The sequence below is a fragment of the Rahnella sp. PD12R genome (genome assembly GCF_019200965.1).
Lineage (GTDB): Bacteria > Pseudomonadota > Gammaproteobacteria > Enterobacterales > Enterobacteriaceae > Rahnella > Rahnella laticis.
This window is the reverse complement of sequence record NZ_JAHTMS010000004.1, coordinates 355029-371947: the sequence shown is the minus strand read 5'-3', so window position 1 is coordinate 371947 and position 16919 is coordinate 355029. Positions and strand designations below refer to the sequence as shown.

Annotated in this window: 12 protein-coding genes; 6 read left to right on the top strand and 6 right to left on the bottom strand. The window is 53.5% G+C overall.

All coding sequences use genetic code 11. From position 1 onward, the window contains the following. Positions 1–12: 12 nt before the first annotated feature. From rplM to sspB, 4 genes are all read left to right on the top strand, one after another. A complete protein-coding gene (rplM, locus tag KWG64_RS10955; protein ID WP_013577239.1) occupies positions 13–441 on the top strand; it encodes a 50S ribosomal protein L13 in 429 nt (142 codons plus the stop codon). 16 nt (positions 442–457) lie between these two features. After that, complete coding sequence (gene rpsI / locus KWG64_RS10950; RefSeq protein WP_013577238.1) at positions 458–850, top strand: 30S ribosomal protein S9; 393 nt, start codon at positions 458–460, stop codon at positions 848–850. Positions 851–1184: 334 nt separating this feature from the next. Next, on the top strand, positions 1185–1826 hold the full coding sequence (gene sspA / locus KWG64_RS10945) for a stringent starvation protein SspA (protein WP_104924272.1): 642 nt from the start codon (positions 1185–1187) through the stop codon (positions 1824–1826). Positions 1827–1829: 3 nt separating this feature from the next. Next, complete coding sequence (gene sspB / locus KWG64_RS10940; RefSeq protein WP_218521901.1) at positions 1830–2324, top strand: ClpXP protease specificity-enhancing factor; 495 nt, start codon at positions 1830–1832, stop codon at positions 2322–2324. A gap of 138 nt (positions 2325–2462) precedes the next feature. On the opposite strand, the gene KWG64_RS10935 is transcribed toward sspB, so the two are convergent. Continuing rightward, complete coding sequence (locus KWG64_RS10935) at positions 2463–3881, bottom strand: glutamate synthase small subunit (protein WP_195815554.1); 1419 nt, start codon at positions 3879–3881, stop codon at positions 2463–2465. 9 nt (positions 3882–3890) lie between these two features. Further along, positions 3891–8348 (bottom strand): glutamate synthase large subunit, encoded by a 4458-nt coding sequence (gene gltB / locus KWG64_RS10930; protein WP_218521900.1) that lies wholly within the window; start codon positions 8346–8348, stop codon positions 3891–3893. A gap of 871 nt (positions 8349–9219) precedes the next feature. On the opposite strand from gltB, the gene arcB reads away from it, so the two are divergent. Both arcB and mtgA read left to right on the top strand, forming a co-directional pair. Next, positions 9220–11559, top strand: a complete 2340-nt coding sequence (gene arcB, locus KWG64_RS10925) for an aerobic respiration two-component sensor histidine kinase ArcB (RefSeq protein ID WP_218521899.1) — start codon at positions 9220–9222, stop codon at positions 11557–11559. 895 nt (positions 11560–12454) lie between these two features. After that, positions 12455–13177, top strand: coding sequence for a monofunctional biosynthetic peptidoglycan transglycosylase (gene mtgA, locus KWG64_RS10920; RefSeq protein ID WP_195825206.1), 723 nt, complete (start codon positions 12455–12457; stop codon positions 13175–13177). A 65-nt stretch (positions 13178–13242) separates the two neighbouring features. Here the strand turns inward: mtgA and dolP are convergent, their stop codons facing one another. The 4 genes from dolP to KWG64_RS10900 form a co-directional block, all read right to left on the bottom strand. After that, on the bottom strand, positions 13243–13818 hold the full coding sequence (gene dolP, locus KWG64_RS10915) for a division/outer membrane stress-associated lipid-binding lipoprotein (protein WP_152327318.1): 576 nt from the start codon (positions 13816–13818) through the stop codon (positions 13243–13245). A gap of 9 nt (positions 13819–13827) precedes the next feature. After that, positions 13828–14418 carry a DnaA initiator-associating protein DiaA gene (gene diaA, locus KWG64_RS10910; RefSeq protein ID WP_013577230.1) on the bottom strand — a complete coding sequence of 197 codons (591 nt, stop codon included), beginning with the start codon at positions 14416–14418 and terminating at the stop codon, positions 13828–13830. Positions 14419–14448: 30 nt separating this feature from the next. Then, positions 14449–14817, bottom strand: a complete 369-nt coding sequence (locus KWG64_RS10905; protein WP_195815560.1) for a YraN family protein — start codon at positions 14815–14817, stop codon at positions 14449–14451. Positions 14818–14883: 66 nt separating this feature from the next. Then, a complete protein-coding gene (locus tag KWG64_RS10900) occupies positions 14884–16911 on the bottom strand; it encodes a penicillin-binding protein activator (protein ID WP_218521898.1) in 2028 nt (675 codons plus the stop codon). Positions 16912–16919: the final 8 nt, after the last annotated feature.

The window sequence follows — 16919 nt, the reverse complement described above, 5'->3', positions numbered from 1 at the left end:
GGTAAGCTTTTAATGAAAACTTTTACAGCTAAACCGGAAACCGTACAACGTGACTGGTTCGTAGTTGACGCTACCGGCAAGACCTTAGGTCGCCTGGCCACTGAACTGGCCCGCCGTCTGCGTGGCAAACATAAAGCGGAATACACTCCGCACGTTGATACTGGTGATTACATCATCGTTCTGAACGCAGAAAAAGTTGCTGTAACCGGCAACAAGCGTAACGACAAGATTTATTACCATCACACCGGCCACATCGGTGGTATCAAGCAAGCGACCTTTGAAGAGATGATCGCTCGCCGTCCTGAACGCGTGATCGAGCTCGCGGTTAAAGGCATGTTGCCAAAGGGCCCGTTGGGTCGTGCAATGTACCGTAAAATGAAAGTTTACGCGGGTAACGAGCACACTCATGCGGCGCAACAACCGCAAGTTCTTGACATTTAATTCGGGATTATAGGCAATGGCTGAAAATCAATACTACGGCACTGGTCGCCGCAAAAGCTCCGCCGCTCGTGTTTTCATCAAACCGGGTAGTGGTAACATCGTAATTAACCAGCGTAGCCTGGAACAGTACTTTGGTCGTGAAACTGCCCGCATGGTAGTTCGTCAACCACTGGAACTGGTCGACATGGTTGAGAAATTCGACCTGTACATCACCGTTAAAGGTGGTGGTATCTCCGGTCAAGCTGGTGCTATCCGTCACGGTATCACCCGTGCACTGATGGAATATGACGAAAATCTGCGTGGCGAACTGCGTAAAGCAGGCTTCGTAACTCGCGATGCTCGTCAGGTTGAACGTAAGAAAGTCGGTCTGCGTAAAGCACGTCGTCGTCCTCAGTTCTCCAAACGTTAATTTTCTGCTGCTTATGCAGCTCAGTGCTTCGGCACGAAAATCAGCGTCAAAAACCCGGTGTTTCACCGGGTTTTTTTATGCCCGCTATTCCGGTTTTTCGGAAGAAAAGATCTCCTGACACACAATTCACCATGAAATCGTCTCAGCGTCCCCCACAGCGTGCGTAAAATCTGGTAAACTATCACACACTTTTGTGCCTATTCGCCGAGCAGTTGACGTTGCCGCGCTTCCTGGCTGGGTTCGCCTTGCCAATGGTTGTCTATGAAACTACGGGACAAAAACTGCAGGCTGGCGATAACTCGCTGTAATATTCTAGATAAACTTGGAGGTTTTCATGGCTGTCGCTGCCAACAAACGTTCGGTAATGACGCTGTTTTCCGGCCCGACCGACATTTTTAGCCATCAAGTACGTATCGTACTGGCGGAGAAAGGTGTCAGTGTCGAGATCGAGCAGGTTGAGATGGATCACCTGCCGCAGGATCTTATTGACCTCAACCCTTATCGCACCGTGCCAACGCTGGTCGATCGTGAGCTGACGCTGTTCGAATCCCGCATCATCATGGAATATCTTGATGAGCGTTTCCCGCATCCACCACTGATGCCGGTTTACCCGGTTGCCCGTGGTGAGAGCCGTCTGATGATGCATCGCATCGAAAACGACTGGTATTCTCTGATGCGTCAAATCGAGCAAGGTTCTGCGACCGAAGCGGATGCCGCGCGTAAACAACTTCGCGAAGAGTTGCTGGCGATTGCGCCAATCTTCTCCTACATGCCTTACTTCAAAAGCGAAGAGTTCAGCCTGGTCGATTGTTACCTGGCTCCGCTGCTGTGGCGTTTGCCAGAACTGGGCATCGAGCTGTCAGGTGCCGGTTCTAAAGAGCTGAAAGGTTATATGACTCGCGTCTTTGAGCGTGATGCATTCCTGGCTTCCCTGACCGAACCCGAGCGCGAAATGCGTTTGCATACCCGAGGTTAAGGTATGGAGATGACCGACATGTCTCCGCGTCGCCCTTATCTGCTGCGGGCTTTTTATGACTGGTTGCTCGACAACCAGTTAACCCCGCATCTGGTGGTTGACGTGACAATGCCTGGCGTGATGGTGCCGATGGAGTTTGCGCGTGACGGACAAATTGTTCTGAACGTTGCGCCGCGCGCTGTCGGCAATCTCGAACTGGGCAACGACGATGTACGCTTCAATGCACGTTTTGGTGGCGTACCGCGTAACGTTTTTGTACCGATTGCCGCCGTTCTGGCAATTTATGCCCGTGAGAACGGAGCCGGTACCATGTTCGAGCCTGAACCTGCTTACGAAGCCGAAGGCGCCTTTGATGGCGATCTGAGTGTGGAAGAGCCCTCAGAGCCGACCATGTCAGTCATTGATGGCGATTTGCCCGATGTGGCTGAAGAAGATCCGGATGATGAACCGCCGGCTCCGCCACGCGGTGGTCGCCCGGCACTGCGCGTTGTGAAATAACACTGCGCTTGTCATGTTAGTCCGGCTAAAACCCTGCGTTGCAACGCGGGGTTTTTTATTGCCTGAATTTAGCGACGGGCATCACCGTACCCCATAAAAAAGGCCGCTTTCGCGGCCTTCGTGAAGGGCAAAATGAAATTACACTTCGAGGTAATTCATGATGCCTTCTGCGGCCTTACGGCCTTCGGCAATCGCCGTTACCACCAGATCAGATCCGCGAACCGCATCGCCACCGGCGAAGATTTTCGGGTTGCTGGTCTGGAAAGCGTTGTCGCTGCCTTCCGGTGCCACAATGCGTCCGGATGAATCGAGTTCTACGTCGTGCGACGCGAGCCATTCCATTTTGTGAGGGCGGAAACCAAACGCCATCACCACGGCATCAGCCTCCATCACATGCTCGGAACCGGCCACGATTTCTGCACGGCGACGGCCGGCAGCATCTGGCGCACCGAGTTCAGTGCGGGCCATCCGCACGCCACACACGCGGCCAGAATCGTTCAGTTCGATGCTCAGCGGTTGCAGGTTGAATTTGAAATCAACGCCTTCTTCGCGGGCATTCTTCACTTCACGGCGTGAGCCAGGCATGTTTTCTTCGTCACGGCGATACGCACAGGTCACATGCGTTGCACCTTGACGGATTGAAGTACGCACACAGTCCATCGCTGTGTCACCACCGCCCAGAACCACAACGCGTTTCTTATCCATCGTGACGTAAGGCTCTTCCTGGCTGTCGTCGTAGCCCATCAGCTGTTTGGTGTTAGCGATGAGGAATGGAAGGGCGTCGTAAACACCCGGCGCATCTTCGTTCTGTAAGCCACCGCGCATGGACTGATAAGTTCCGACGCCGAGGAAGACAGAATCATATTCTGCCAGCAGGGCTTCCATCGTGATGTCTTTGCCGACTTCCGTATTGAGCTGGAACTCGATACCCATCTCGGTGAAGATTTCACGACGCTTGGTCATCACTGATTTTTCCAGCTTGAAGGCCGGAATACCGAATGTCAGCAAGCCACCGATTTCCGGATGACGATCGTAAACCACCGCTTTCACGCCGTTACGGGTCAGCACGTCAGCACAGGCTAAGCCTGCCGGACCTGCGCCGATAATTGCCACGCGTTTACCGGTCGGGTGTACGTGAGACATATCCGGACGCCAGCCCATCTCGATCGCTTTATCGTTGATGTAGCGCTCGATGTTACCGATAGTCACCGCGCCGAATTCATCATTCAGCGTGCAGGAACCTTCGCAGAGCCGGTCCTGCGGACAAACGCGTCCGCAAACTTCCGGCAGGCTGTTGGTCTGATGCGCGAGATCTGCCGCTTCCATGATGCGGCCTTCGTTTGCCAGCTTCAGCCAGTTCGGAATGTAGTTATGTACCGGACATTTCCATTCGCAGTAAGGGTTGCCACAAGACAGGCAGCGGTCTGCCTGCGATGCAGCCTGAGTTGCTGAGAACGGCTCGTAAATTTCCACAAACTCAATTTTACGGATCTTCAGCGCTTTTTTAGGCGGATCAACACGCTGTAAGTCGACAAATTGATAAACGTTTTGACTCATCTTAACCTCTTACTGCGCTTGTACCCGCAGCTCAGCTGCGGAACGACTACGGTGACCCAACAATGCTTTGACATCACTGGACTTCGGTTTTACCAGGGCAAATTTAGGCGCCCATTCCGGCCAGTTCGCCAAAATCTCTTCACCACGGGTCGATGCGGTCAACTGTACGTGTTCGATGATCAAACCGCGCAGATGCTCTTCATGGATAGCCAGATCGGCCACTTCCAGGACTTCAACCAGTTCCGGGTTAACGCGTTTGCGGAATTCGCCATCTTCATCAAGAACGTAAGCGAAACCACCGGTCATACCTGCACCAAAGTTAACGCCGGTACGACCCAGAACACACACGATACCGCCGGTCATGTATTCACAACCGTTATCGCCGATGCCTTCAACCACGGTGATAGCACCGGAGTTACGCACGGCGAAACGCTCGCCTGCACGGCCAGCCGCGAACATCTTGCCGCCGGTTGCACCGTAAAGGCAGGTGTTACCGATGATGCTGGCTTCGTGGCTGCGGAACGCTGAACCGATTGGCGGACGAATCGCAATACGGCCACCGGCCATGCCTTTGCCCACGTAGTCGTTCGCGTCGCCGGTCAGCATTAAATCTACGCCGCCTGCGTTCCAGACGCCGAAGCTCTGACCTGCGGTGCCGTTGAAGTTAATACGCATCGGATCTGCCGCCATACCCTGATCGCCATGCTTTTCAGCAATCGCGCCGGACAATGTCGCACCGACGGAACGGTCAGTGTTGCGGATATCGAAGTAGAACGCTTTGCTCTGCTTAGAATCGATATGTGGCGCAGCCTGCTCCAGAATGTCTTTGTTCAGCTGGCCTTTGTCGAACGCCGGGTTGCCTTCAGTGCAGTACACCGCTTTGCCTTCGTGCGGCGTCGCGGTAGCCAGCATTGCAGACAGATCCAGATTGTTTTGTTTCGCCGTGAAGCCATCGAGTTCAGTGAGCAGATCGGTACGACCAATCAGATCCACCAACTGGCTGACACCCAGCTCGGCCATGATTTCACGAGTTTCCTGCGTGATGAACTTGAAGTAGTTCGTCACGCGCTCTGGCAGGCCGTGATAATGGTTACGACGCAGTTTGTCGTCCTGAGTTGCCACGCCCGTTGCGCAGTTATTCAGGTGACAAATACGCAGGTATTTACAACCCAGCGCGACCATCGGGCCGGTACCGAAACCGAAGCTTTCAGCGCCCAGGATTGCCGCTTTGATGATGTCCAGACCGGTTTTCAGGCCGCCATCCACTTGTAAACGAATCTTGTGACGCAGGCCGTTAGCCACCAGCGCCTGTTGTGTTTCCACCAGACCCAGTTCCCACGGACAGCCCGCGTATTTGACCGATGACAGCGGGCTTGCGCCGGTGCCGCCGTCGTAACCTGCGATGGTGATCAGGTCTGCATACGCTTTTGCCACGCCGACCGCGATGGTGCCCACGCCCGGTTCTGAAACCAGTTTCACCGAAATCATTGCTTTCGGGTTGACCTGTTTCAGGTCGAAAATCAGCTGTGCCAGATCTTCGATAGAATAAATATCGTGGTGCGGCGGTGGAGAAATCAGGGTCACGCCCGGCACGGAATAACGCAGCTTCGCGATGTACGGCGTCACTTTATCCCCCGGCAACTGGCCGCCTTCGCCTGGTTTTGCACCCTGCGCCACTTTGATCTGAATTACGTCAGCATTCACCAGATAGGCTGGCGTTACACCGAAACGACCCGATGCGACCTGCTTGATGCGTGACACTTTATTGGTGCCGTAACGCGCAGGATCTTCGCCGCCTTCGCCGGAGTTAGAACGTCCGCCGATGCTGTTCATCGCTTCGGCCAGAGACTCATGCGCTTCAGGGCTTAACGCACCGATAGACATTGCCGCGGTATCGAAACGGGTAAACAGACCTTCTGCCGGTTCTACCTGATCAACCGGAATCGGCTGGCCTTTCGGCGTGACTTTCAGCAAGTCGCGCAAGGTTGCTACCGGACGTTCGTTCACCAGTTTTGCATAGACTTTATAGTCGTCGTAATCGCCGCTATTCACTGCGGTTTGCAGCGTGGTGACGACGTCAGGGTTGTACGCGTGATATTCGCCGCCGTGGACAAATTTCAGCAGACCGCCCTGATCCAATGTTTTGCGTTTCAGCCAGGCGCGTTTGGACAGGTTCAGCAGATCCTGTTCAAAGTCGCTGTAACCGGCACCGCCGATGCGGCTGACCACGCCGTTGAAGCAGGTGTTGCACAAATCTTTCGCCAGGCCGACAGCTTCAAACAGTTTCGAACAACGGTAAGAGGCGACGGTGGAAATGCCCATTTTGGACATGATTTTGTACAGACCTTTGTTGATGCCGTTACGGTAGTTCAGCATCACTTCACGGTATTTTTTCTCAATGACCTGCGAATCCACCAGCTTGGCCAGCGTTTCGTAAGCCAGATATGGATAAACCGCGGTCGCACCGAAGCCGATCAGCACGGCAAAGTGGTGCGGGTCGCGTGCGCTGGCGGTTTCAACAATGATGTTGGCGTCGCAGCGCAGGCTTTTTTCAACCAGACGCAACTGCAACGCGCCGACGGCCATTGGCGCAGGCAGCGGCAAGCGGTTTGGTGCAATGTTGCGGTCAGACAGCACCAGCAGAACCGCGCCGTTACGCACTTTCTGTTCGCCTTCGTCACAGAGCTTCCGGACGAACTGCTCCATATTCTGCTCGGTCGGATCGTAAGTCAGATCCAGCGTTTCCGCGCGATAGTGTTTGCTGTCGAGCGTGGTGAGCTGTTTGAAATCAGACCACAGCAGGATTGGCGATTTGAAGCTCAGACGGTGCGCCTGACCTTCAGCTTCGCAAAATACGTTCATCTCGCGGCCAATGCTGGTCGCCAGAGACATCACGTGCGCTTCACGCAGCGGGTCGATTGGCGGGTTGGTCACCTGCGCAAACTGCTGGCGGAAGTAGTCATACACGATGCGCGGACGGCTGGAGAGCACGGCAAATGGCGTATCGTCGCCCATTGAACCGACGGCTTCCTGACCGTTCTCACCCAACACGCGGATGATCTGATCTAATTCTTCGCTGCTGTAGCCAAACTGTTTCTGGAAGGTTTCCAGCGTGCTGTCATCGAGCTCGCGGCTGCCGACCTGATCTTCTGCCAGATCTTCAAACGGCACCAGACGCTGAACGTTTTTCTCCATCCATTGCTTATAGGGGTGGCGGCCTTTCAGGTCGTTATCGGTTTCTGCCGAGTGGTGGATTTTACCGCTGCGGGTATCGATCACCATCAGTTCGCCCGGACCAACGCGGCCTTTCTCAACGACTTCATCAGGCTGGTAATCCCAGATCCCGACTTCTGACGCGCAGGTGATCAGCTTGTCTTTGGTGATGACATAACGCGCCGGACGCAAACCGTTACGGTCGAGGTTACAGGCGGCGTAGCGGCCATCTGACATCACGATACCGGCCGGGCCATCCCACGGCTCCATGTGCATGGAGTTAAAGTCAAAGAACGCGCGTAAATCGTCGTCCATATCCGGGTTTTGCTGCCAGGCTGGCGGAACCAGCAAGCGCATGGCGCGCAGCAAATCCATACCGCCGGCCAGGAACAGTTCCAGCATGTTGTCCAGCGAACTGGAGTCCGAGCCGGTTTCATTCACGAACGGTGAGGCATCTTGCAGATCGGGGATCAGCGGCGTTTTGAATTTATACGCACGGGCGCGGGCCCACTGGCGGTTACCGGTGATGGTGTTGATTTCGCCGTTGTGCGCCAGATAGCGGAAAGGCTGAGCCAGTTGCCAGCGCGGTACGGTGTTGGTCGAGAAACGCTGGTGGAACAGGCAAATTGCTGATTCCAGGCGCAGGTCGGCCAGATCTAAGTAGAAGCGTGGCAGATCCGCAGGCATACACAGGCCTTTGTAGATCGTAACCACGTTGGAGAAACTGCACACATAGAAGTCTTTATCCTGAATGCGTTTCTCAATACGGCGGCGCGCCATATACAGACGGCGTTCCATGTCACGCGGACGCCAGCCGGCGGGCGCGTTGACAAAAATTTGTTCGATGCGGGGCAGGGAGGAAAGCGCGATTTCACCGAGTACGTCCGGGTTAGTCGGAACGTCACGCCAGCCCACCACGGACAGCGTCTCGTTTTGCAACTCTTCTTCAACAATGCGGCGGCTCGCCTCAGCTTCTTTTTCATCTTTGCTGAGGAACAGCATGCCGACGGCATAGTTTTTCGCCAGGCGCCAGCCGCGCTCTTCGGCAATCATGCGGAAGAAGCGGTCAGGTTTTTGTAAATGCAGGCCGCAACCGTCGCCGGTCTTGCCGTCAGCAAGGATCGCGCCACGGTGTTGCATACGGGCCAGTGCGTGGATCGCGGTACGCACGACCTTATGGCTAGGTTCGCCTTCTATATGGGCGATCAGGCCGAAACCACAGTTGTCCCTCTCTTGGGATTTATCGTACAACATAACGTGAACCTCCCCAGGCTCTGCGAGACTCTCACACCAACCGCGAGCGGACTTATTCACAGAGCGGACCCGCAATTTCGCGCACTCTTGCGGTGCGTTAATTGCCCGGGCATCTCCGTCAAAGGCCTCTCGTGATGGTTCTCACAAGTGGTGGTTGACTTGTTTTAATGAGGGAGTCTTCAATTACTGCATAAATATGACGAGTTGCTCACCCGTCGAGATTGCTTCCAGCGGACTCCCAACTTAGCGAGAAAGCACAAGGAGGTCAAATGGCGAATTAACTTATATTAAAAGTGATATAAAGACATTTAATTATTTGAAATATAAATGATTTATGGTGTTTTTAATGGCGTAATGTCGGTGGGGTAATGCGTGTAAAGTGTGAGCTGACTCACTATGGGAAAAGCTTCATATCTCCGAACCGTGCTGGCAGGCCCGTAATTCCCAGTATTTTATACTGGAAAACACTGCGGGCATGCGGTTTGTCACTGTTTTTAACCTGACAGTAATAATGTACTAATCGGCTCTTCGTAATAAGAATTATTTATACTGGCGTGAATGATTTTATTTGCAGTAATAATGAATATTTATGCCTGCGCGGAGTGCGCCGACTGAGAGTGAATTCGGAGAGTATAAGGAAAAGATGTTTGCTGCGCGGCAGTTGGCAAAGCCTGTGACGAAATTAAGCCGGCCGATATTAATAATATCACGGCGTGAATTAGTCAATAACTCTGCCCTTATTTCCTGCATTGCACCATGCCAAGCCCCCGCAAGGTGCATCTCACAAACTTCACGCTCAATCTTGCCCGCAGACTCACCACAGCGAGGTTTTGCGGTATGATTCAGGCGACTTCGTTTTAAGGGAACCGTTATGAAGCAAATCCGGGTTTTAGCGCAGTATTATGTCGATCTGATGGTCAAGCTGGGGCTGGTGAGATTCTCGCTGCTGCTGGCGTCCGCGCTGGTGGTGCTGGCGATGATTGTCCAGATGGCGGTGACCATGCTCCTGCGCGGGCAGGTTGAAAGTATCGACGTGGTTCGCTCCATCTTCTTTGGTTTGCTGATTACGCCCTGGGCGGTGTATTTCCTGTCGGTGGTCGTGGAGCAGCTTGAGGAATCGCGCCAGCGTTTAGCGCGTCTGGTGGATAAGCTCGAAGAAATGCGCCACCGCGATCTCGAACTGAACCAGCAGCTTAAGGACAATATCACGCAGCTGAATCAGGAAATCGCCGACCGCGTGAAAGCTGAAGAGGCGCGTCTTGCGGTGGTCGACAAGCTGAAGCTTGAAATGCATCACCGCGAACAGGCGCAAATCGAACTCAGCCAGCAATCGGCGCTGTTGCGCTCATTCCTCGATGCTTCGCCGGATCTGGTTTACTACCGCAATGAAGATAAAGAATTTTCGGGCTGTAACCGTGCGATGGAATTACTGACCGGTAAAAGCGAAAAACAGCTGATCGGCCTCACGCCAAATGATGTGTATACCCCGGACATCGCCGAAAAAGTGGTGGAAACCGATGAGAAAGTCTTCCGCCACAACGTTTCCCTGACTTACGAACAATGGCTGGTCTATCCGGACGGGCGTAAAGCCTGCTTCGAACTGCGCAAAGTGCCGTTCTACGATCGCATTGGCAAACGGCATGGTCTGATGGGCTTTGGCCGCGATATCACCGAGCGTAAGCGTTATCAGGACGCGTTAGAGAACGCCAGCAGGGAAAAGACCACTTTCATCTCTACGATCAGCCACGAGCTGCGTACGCCGCTTAACGGCATCGTCGGGCTGAGCCGCATTCTGCTGGACACCGAACTCGACAAAGAACAGCACAGTTATCTGAAAACCATTCACGTCAGCGCGATCACGCTCGGGAATATCTTCAACGACATTATCGAAATGGACAAAATCGAGCGCCGCAAAGTGCAGCTCGACAATCAGCCGGTGGATTTCACCGAGTTCCTGTCCGATCTCGAAAACCTCTCCGGCCTTCTGGCACAACCGAAAGGCCTGAAATTCGTCATGGATCCGGATTTACCGCTGCCGCGCAGTATTACGACGGACGGCACGCGTTTACGCCAAATCCTGTGGAACCTGATTGGTAACGCCGTCAAATTCACCCGCGAAGGTGAGATTGTGCTGAGCGTCCATTACGAAGCCAACGACATGCTGCGTTTTGTCGTCCGCGATTCCGGCATGGGCATCCCGCAGGACGAGCAGGACAAAATTTTCGCCATGTATTATCAGGTGAAAGATCAGAACGGCGGCAAACCGGCGACAGGAACCGGTATCGGGCTGGCCGTTTCAAAACGTCTGGCGCAAACCATGGGCGGCGATATCACCGTCAGCAGCGAACCGGGTAAGGGTTCCTGCTTCACGCTGACCGTACGCGCGCCAACGCTCGATGCGCCGGTCGCCGAAGTGGATGAAGAAGAGGATATGCCGCTGCCCGCGCTGCACGTGCTGCTGGTGGAAGATATCGAGCTGAACGTGATTGTGGCGCGTTCGGTGCTGGAGAAACTCGGGAACAGCGTGGAAGTGGCGATGAACGGTCACGACGCGCTGGAGATGTTCGACCCGGACGAATTTGACCTTGTCCTGCTCGATATCCAGCTGCCGGACATGACCGGGCTGGATATCGCCCGCAAACTGCGTACCGACTACACCGGCAAACATCTGCCGCCGCTGATTGCGCTGACCGCTAACGTTCTCAAAGATAAGAAAGAGTATCTCGATGCCGGAATGGACGATGTGCTGAGTAAGCCGCTGTCCGTCTCTGCGCTGACCGCCATGATCCAGCAGTTCTGGGATCACCAGCCTGAAGTTTCAGTAATGGAAAAGGAACCTATCGAAATGAAAAACAGCGAAACGTTGCTTGATACCGCCATGCTTGAACAGTACATCGATCTGGTCGGGCCGAAACTGATTTATCAGAGCGCTGATATGTTCGAAAAAATGATGCCGGGATATCTCGCGGTGCTGGATTCCAACATGACCGCGCGCGATCAGAAAGGGATTGCGGAAGAAGGCCACAAAATCAAAGGCGCGGCGGGTTCCGTAGGGCTTAAGCACCTGCAACAACTGGCGCAACAAATTCAGACGCCGACGTTGCCTGCGTGGTGGGATAACGTTCAGGAATGGATTGATGAGCTGAAAGCGGAATGGCGCCATGACATACAGGTGTTACGTGACTGGACGGCAAACGCTGAAAAAAAATAACCCCAGCCGAAGCCGGGGTGCGCGAATACTGCGCCAACACCAGGGAAAGAGGTAACCCACGATAGTTTTAAGGGTTCGGTTTTCGCAGGTCTTGGAATTCAGTCTTAAAGTCTAATACATCCTGTAGCAATCAACATAACAAATATAAGCAGGACTGTTACAACATTCATTAAAAACTGTGATGTAGATTAGTCTTTGTCTATACAAAACATCAAGTCTTTATCGCAGGATTTTTGACAGAATACAAATGAAGCCTGTTGATGTTGTACCGGTGTCATGCAATTTTGCTTATGGAAGTGAACAATGTCATGCCATTTTGCTGCTTGTTTCGCCGTTAATTTAACCTGAAAACCGGCGTTGGAATGGCTGTGTTCACTGTCAAGTACCTGTTATTCATCATTTATACGGTTATTGCGTTGTCTTCAGTATTTTGATTTCGACTCATTTTTAAGAATTGTGATGAGTGAAAAAATTTCACTTAGGATGATCAGGTTTTTATCGGGTTAAGTCGCCAGTCTGCAGGCAGTTTTCTGCCATTTTTTACTGTGCGATTTGACTTAGTCAGCGCCACGGCAAACCGCTAAATGGTGAAAATTCGTTCACTTTTGGTATTTTAATTCATTAGCATTGTTAATGTTTATTTATTGAATTTATTCACAAGTAATTTACATGCTGTCTTTAAATGCCCGATGAATGAAAAACTGGAAATGCCAACTACAATGACGGAACCCCTTGATGCCAGTGATCAAAACGCAATTTTGAAATGGAGTTTTTAAGGATGAGTTACGCTTTTTCGCACAATTGTTAGCAGGATTGTGGAGCATTTCGCTAGCCCGCATTATCGGGTGTCCGTTGGGATTGATTAGATGGTCAGATGTGTTGTGGAAACCGCAGAATGAAGAAATTTGCTGGAAAGGGCATTTGGGGAAAACCGGTATTATGGCTGAAACGTGCCGTAATACTGTTGCTTGGCTTATGGGTTGCGGGCATCGTACTTTTTGCTTTTTTACCCGTTCCTTTCTCCGCCGTGATGGTCGAACGTCAGGTTTCCGCCTGGCTCACCGGTGATTTCGGGTATGTGGCGCATTCCGACTGGGTGCCGATGAGCGAAATTTCTGCGCCAATGGCGCTGGCGGTAATGGCCGCGGAAGATCAAAAATTCCCCGAGCATTGGGGCTTTGATGTGGATGCCATTCAGTCGGTTCTGGATAAAGACGGCGGAAAAATGCGCGGAGCATCTACGCTTTCCCAGCAGACGGCTAAAAATCTCTTTCTGTGGGATGGCCGCAGTTGGGTGAGAAAAGGGCTGGAAGCGGGTCTGACCGTGGGGATTGAAACGGTCTGGACGAAACGCCGGATCCTGACGGTTTACCTGAACATTGTTGAGTTTGGCGACGGTGTGTTTGGCGTCGAGCAGGCCTCACAGCATTTCTTCCATAAACCCGCCAGCCGCCTGACGGCTTCGCAGGCCGCATTGCTGGCCGCCGTATTGCCGAATCCTCACCTGTTTAAAGTCAACGCACCGTCGGCCTACGTGCTGCGTCGTCAGCAGTGGATCCTGAGGCAAATGAGCCAGCTCGGTGGGGAATCTTTCCTGCAAGAGCATAAGCTGCATTAATTCATGCGGTTTCAGGACGTAAAAAAGGACAGCCTGGGCTGTCCTTTTTGCTTTAACCGACTGAATTATTTAACGTAAGTAAACGCTGTCGTCACGTGTTTCACGCCACTGACACCGGCAGCAATCCCCGCCGCAGATTTACCTTCTTCCTGTGTGACCAGGCCGAGCAGGAACACTTCGCCATTCTCGGTCGTCACTTTGACGTTGGAAGATTTAACGGAATCGCTGGTCAGCAACTGAGAGCGAACTTTCGTGGTGATCCACGTATCCACAGAGGCGGTGCCCATGCTGACCGGTTTGCCGGTGCGGATCTCGTTATACACTTCCGTTGCGCCCTCTACGCCCATCGCAATTTGTTTTGCGCGGGAAGCCATATCAGCAGACGGCGCCTGACCGGTTAACAGGACTTTGCCCTGATACGCGGTGGCGACAATGCGGGCTTCATCTTTCAGTTGTTTATCTTTGCTTATCGCGTTGGAAACACGGGCTTCCAGCGTGCTGTCGTCAACCTGAGTGCCCACAGTGCGCGGGTCAGTAGTGGTTTTGGTTGCGACACCGGCTGCACCAACAACCGCAGCAGCAACACAGCCTTGTAACAGAAGGGCGCTTAACAATACAGCTAAGAGAGGGCTCGCCTTCATTGGATCTCCTTAATCGTCCTGGTGTGGGAACAGCGTATTATCTATCAGGTCACAGAGGCAGTTTACTGTGAGCATATGCATTTCCTGAATGCGGGCGCTGCGATGGGAGGGAATACGGATCTCAACATCGTGAGGCCCCAGTAAACCCGCCAGTTCGCCGCCGTCATAACCCGTCAATGCGACAATCGTCATATCGCGGGTGACCGCTGCTTCAACGGCTTTGACAATATCACGGCTGTTGCCGCGGGTAGAAATCGCCAGCAAAACATCGCCAGCCTGACCTAAAGCGCGCACCTGTTTGGCATAGATTTCTTCGTGCAGACGGTCATTAGCAATCGCCGTCAGAACAATATTGTCTGCACATAGTGAGATTGCAGGAAGGCTCGGACGTTCAGTTTCAAAACGATTAATCAGACTAGCGGAAAAATGCTGCGCATTTGCCGCAGAGGTGCCGTTACCGCAGCACAGGATCTTGTTGCCGTTGAGCAGCGATTGCACCAGCGTCATCGCGGCACGTGAAATCGCGTCAGGCAAGGCTTCAGCCGCTGCAATCTGGGTTTGGATACTTTCGGTAAAGCAGACTTTGATTCTATCCAGCACGGGTTTTCGTCCAGTCAGTCGTCGTAATATTTATTCCGCATTGAACGCATCGGGCAGCCATTCTAACTGGCTGCCGGTGATGGCTAAAACATCAAAACGGCAAGGTGATGTGTCAAAGCTTGCGTTGTGGCTTGCAAGCCAGAAAGATGCCGCGCGTAACAAGCGCTGTTGTTTTTGACGCGTTACGCTGGCCGCAGCGCCGCCAAAATTTGCATTGCGCCGGTAGCGAACTTCAACAAACACCCAGGTTTGCTGGTCACGCATGATCAGGTCAATTTCACCTGCGCGACAGGCCACATTGGCCGCCACAAAGGTTAATCCGGCTCTTTCAAGATAGCGTCGCGCGTAAGCTTCGTATTCGGCTCCGCACGACCGCGTTTTTGACAAAAATTTTATCATCAGTACGTCCTTGTACTTATTTCGTGCGGAGAATTCCGGTTTCTCTGCGCAAGTGAACCGCGTTTCTTATGAAGAAACCGGAACCAGCGAACCCTGACGGTATTGCAGCCACGGCAGTTTGCGATGGATCACGCAGTTTTCATTGGCACTTAAATCACCGGTACTGCCGGAGACCTGGAAGCCAGGCAGCGTCCGCATTTGCGAGAAGTGATTTGCCAGACTCCAGGCATCAATCCCCATCGCATACAGACGAACCAGCGAGTAATCGTTGCCGAACTTCGCTGCGGCCTGCTGCATCAGCGCAGGGTTGGAACCCGCCAGTAAAGGAATGTCGCTAAATTCCACGCCTTCCATTTCCAGACGATAGTCCGGGCCCGCTCCCGCCTGATAGCTGCGTGAACTTGCGTAGACAGACGGATGAGAACGGCCACTCACCGCCAGATCCAGCATCGGTTTAATCAGCGTGAGTTCGCTCTGAGTCGCTACGACGTAAACGGAATCCACCGCACCGCCAGTGCTGCCTTGCGTAATCTGCGCATCGGTTGGCGGAGCCGGAATGGTAATACCGCCAATCGTGACACCCTGCGCTTGCGCCGGAACTGCACTGTCGCTTGCGGTAACCGGCGTACCGGTCAGGCGGATGCCGCTGCCAATAGATGAACGTAATTCACCGGCAGAGCCCAGCCCTTGTTTCAGGACAGTTTGTCCGCCCAGTTTCTGCCATTCATTGGCAAATGCCTGTGCAATACGGTCACCGAAGGCACCGCGTGGGACCAGCAACAGTGGCGAACGTTTCTGTTCTGCCCACATGTGGCGAGCGGCGTCCTGCGCTTCGTCTTCCGGCGAGAGCGCAAAGTAACAGATATTCGCACTGTTTTTCTCAGTTTCTGGCTGATTGAGCGCTAAAACATTCAGAGGCGTCTGGGTGTTACCCAGCTCATTCACCTGATCTTTCAGCAATGGCCCGACCACCAGCGTGGCGCCATCCTGCTGTGCCTGCGTCAGTAACGATGCCAGAGGCTGACCGTTGGTATCATAAACTTTTACCTGCGCATTGCTGCTGGCAACCGGCGCAACGTCAGGCGTTGGCGCAGGCTGTACTGGTGCGGTTTGTGGCTGCGCAGTGGCATCCGGAGCGGACGTGCTGACCGCCGCATTCGGATCAACCGGCGTTGTCTGCGCTTGTGCGTTAGGATCGGCTGGCGTTGCCGGTTGTGGTGCGGCCTGGCTGACCTGGCCGTTCATCGCCGCATTGAAGCCCTGCTGAATAGCATTGCCGTAAACCTGCGCAGGCCCGCTCATTGGCAGGAACAGCGCGATTTTACCGGTAGACGCAGGCTGGAAAGTCAGCACGTTATTCAGTTGTGTCGGCAGGGTTTTGGCCGCCGGATTGACCGGATAACGGCGCTGCCAGTCTTTGATACCGGCTTTCAGTAAATCAGGATCCTGTTTGTTGCTCTGCCAGACACTCAGCAAATCCAGCCAGCCTTGCAGGGTATTTTCATCCGCGTTAATCACGATGCTGTTAACGTCCTGCGCAGACATTTGCGTCAGCGCGGTCCAGGTTTCATCAATGTTCGTCTGATGAAGCTGGCCCTGCAACAGCGGTTCCTGCGCGATGTAAGCACGGATCAGCCCCAGACTGGTACGGCCCTGGCTGGCATCGATTTGCGCCTGATAGTAACGGGCTTTCTGGTCATTGTTCAGTTTGGCCGGGTCGACCTGGCTCAGACTGGTTGCCGCTGCCGGATAATTCTTCTGGGCAACCTGAACTTCTGCACTGGTCAGCTGCTGTTCAACTGTTTGTGCTGCGGTCAGATTTTGCGGCACTTTGGCGAGTTGTTCGGCGGCCTGAGGCACTTTGCCTTCACGTATCAGGGCACGGACTGCAAGCAATTGCCAGTCAGCCTTGTTATCATCACCGCTTTGTTGTGCCTGCTGCAGATAATAATCAGAGCTGCCGGACGCTGCACCCTGGACACTTTCAGTCGGTGCCTGCGGCGCCTGACCGGAACAGCTGGCGAGAAGCATAGCCACGATGATGGCAGGGAGTAAACGTCCCGAACGGGTACGAAAAGTCATTGAGGAAGGCATTCAGTTTC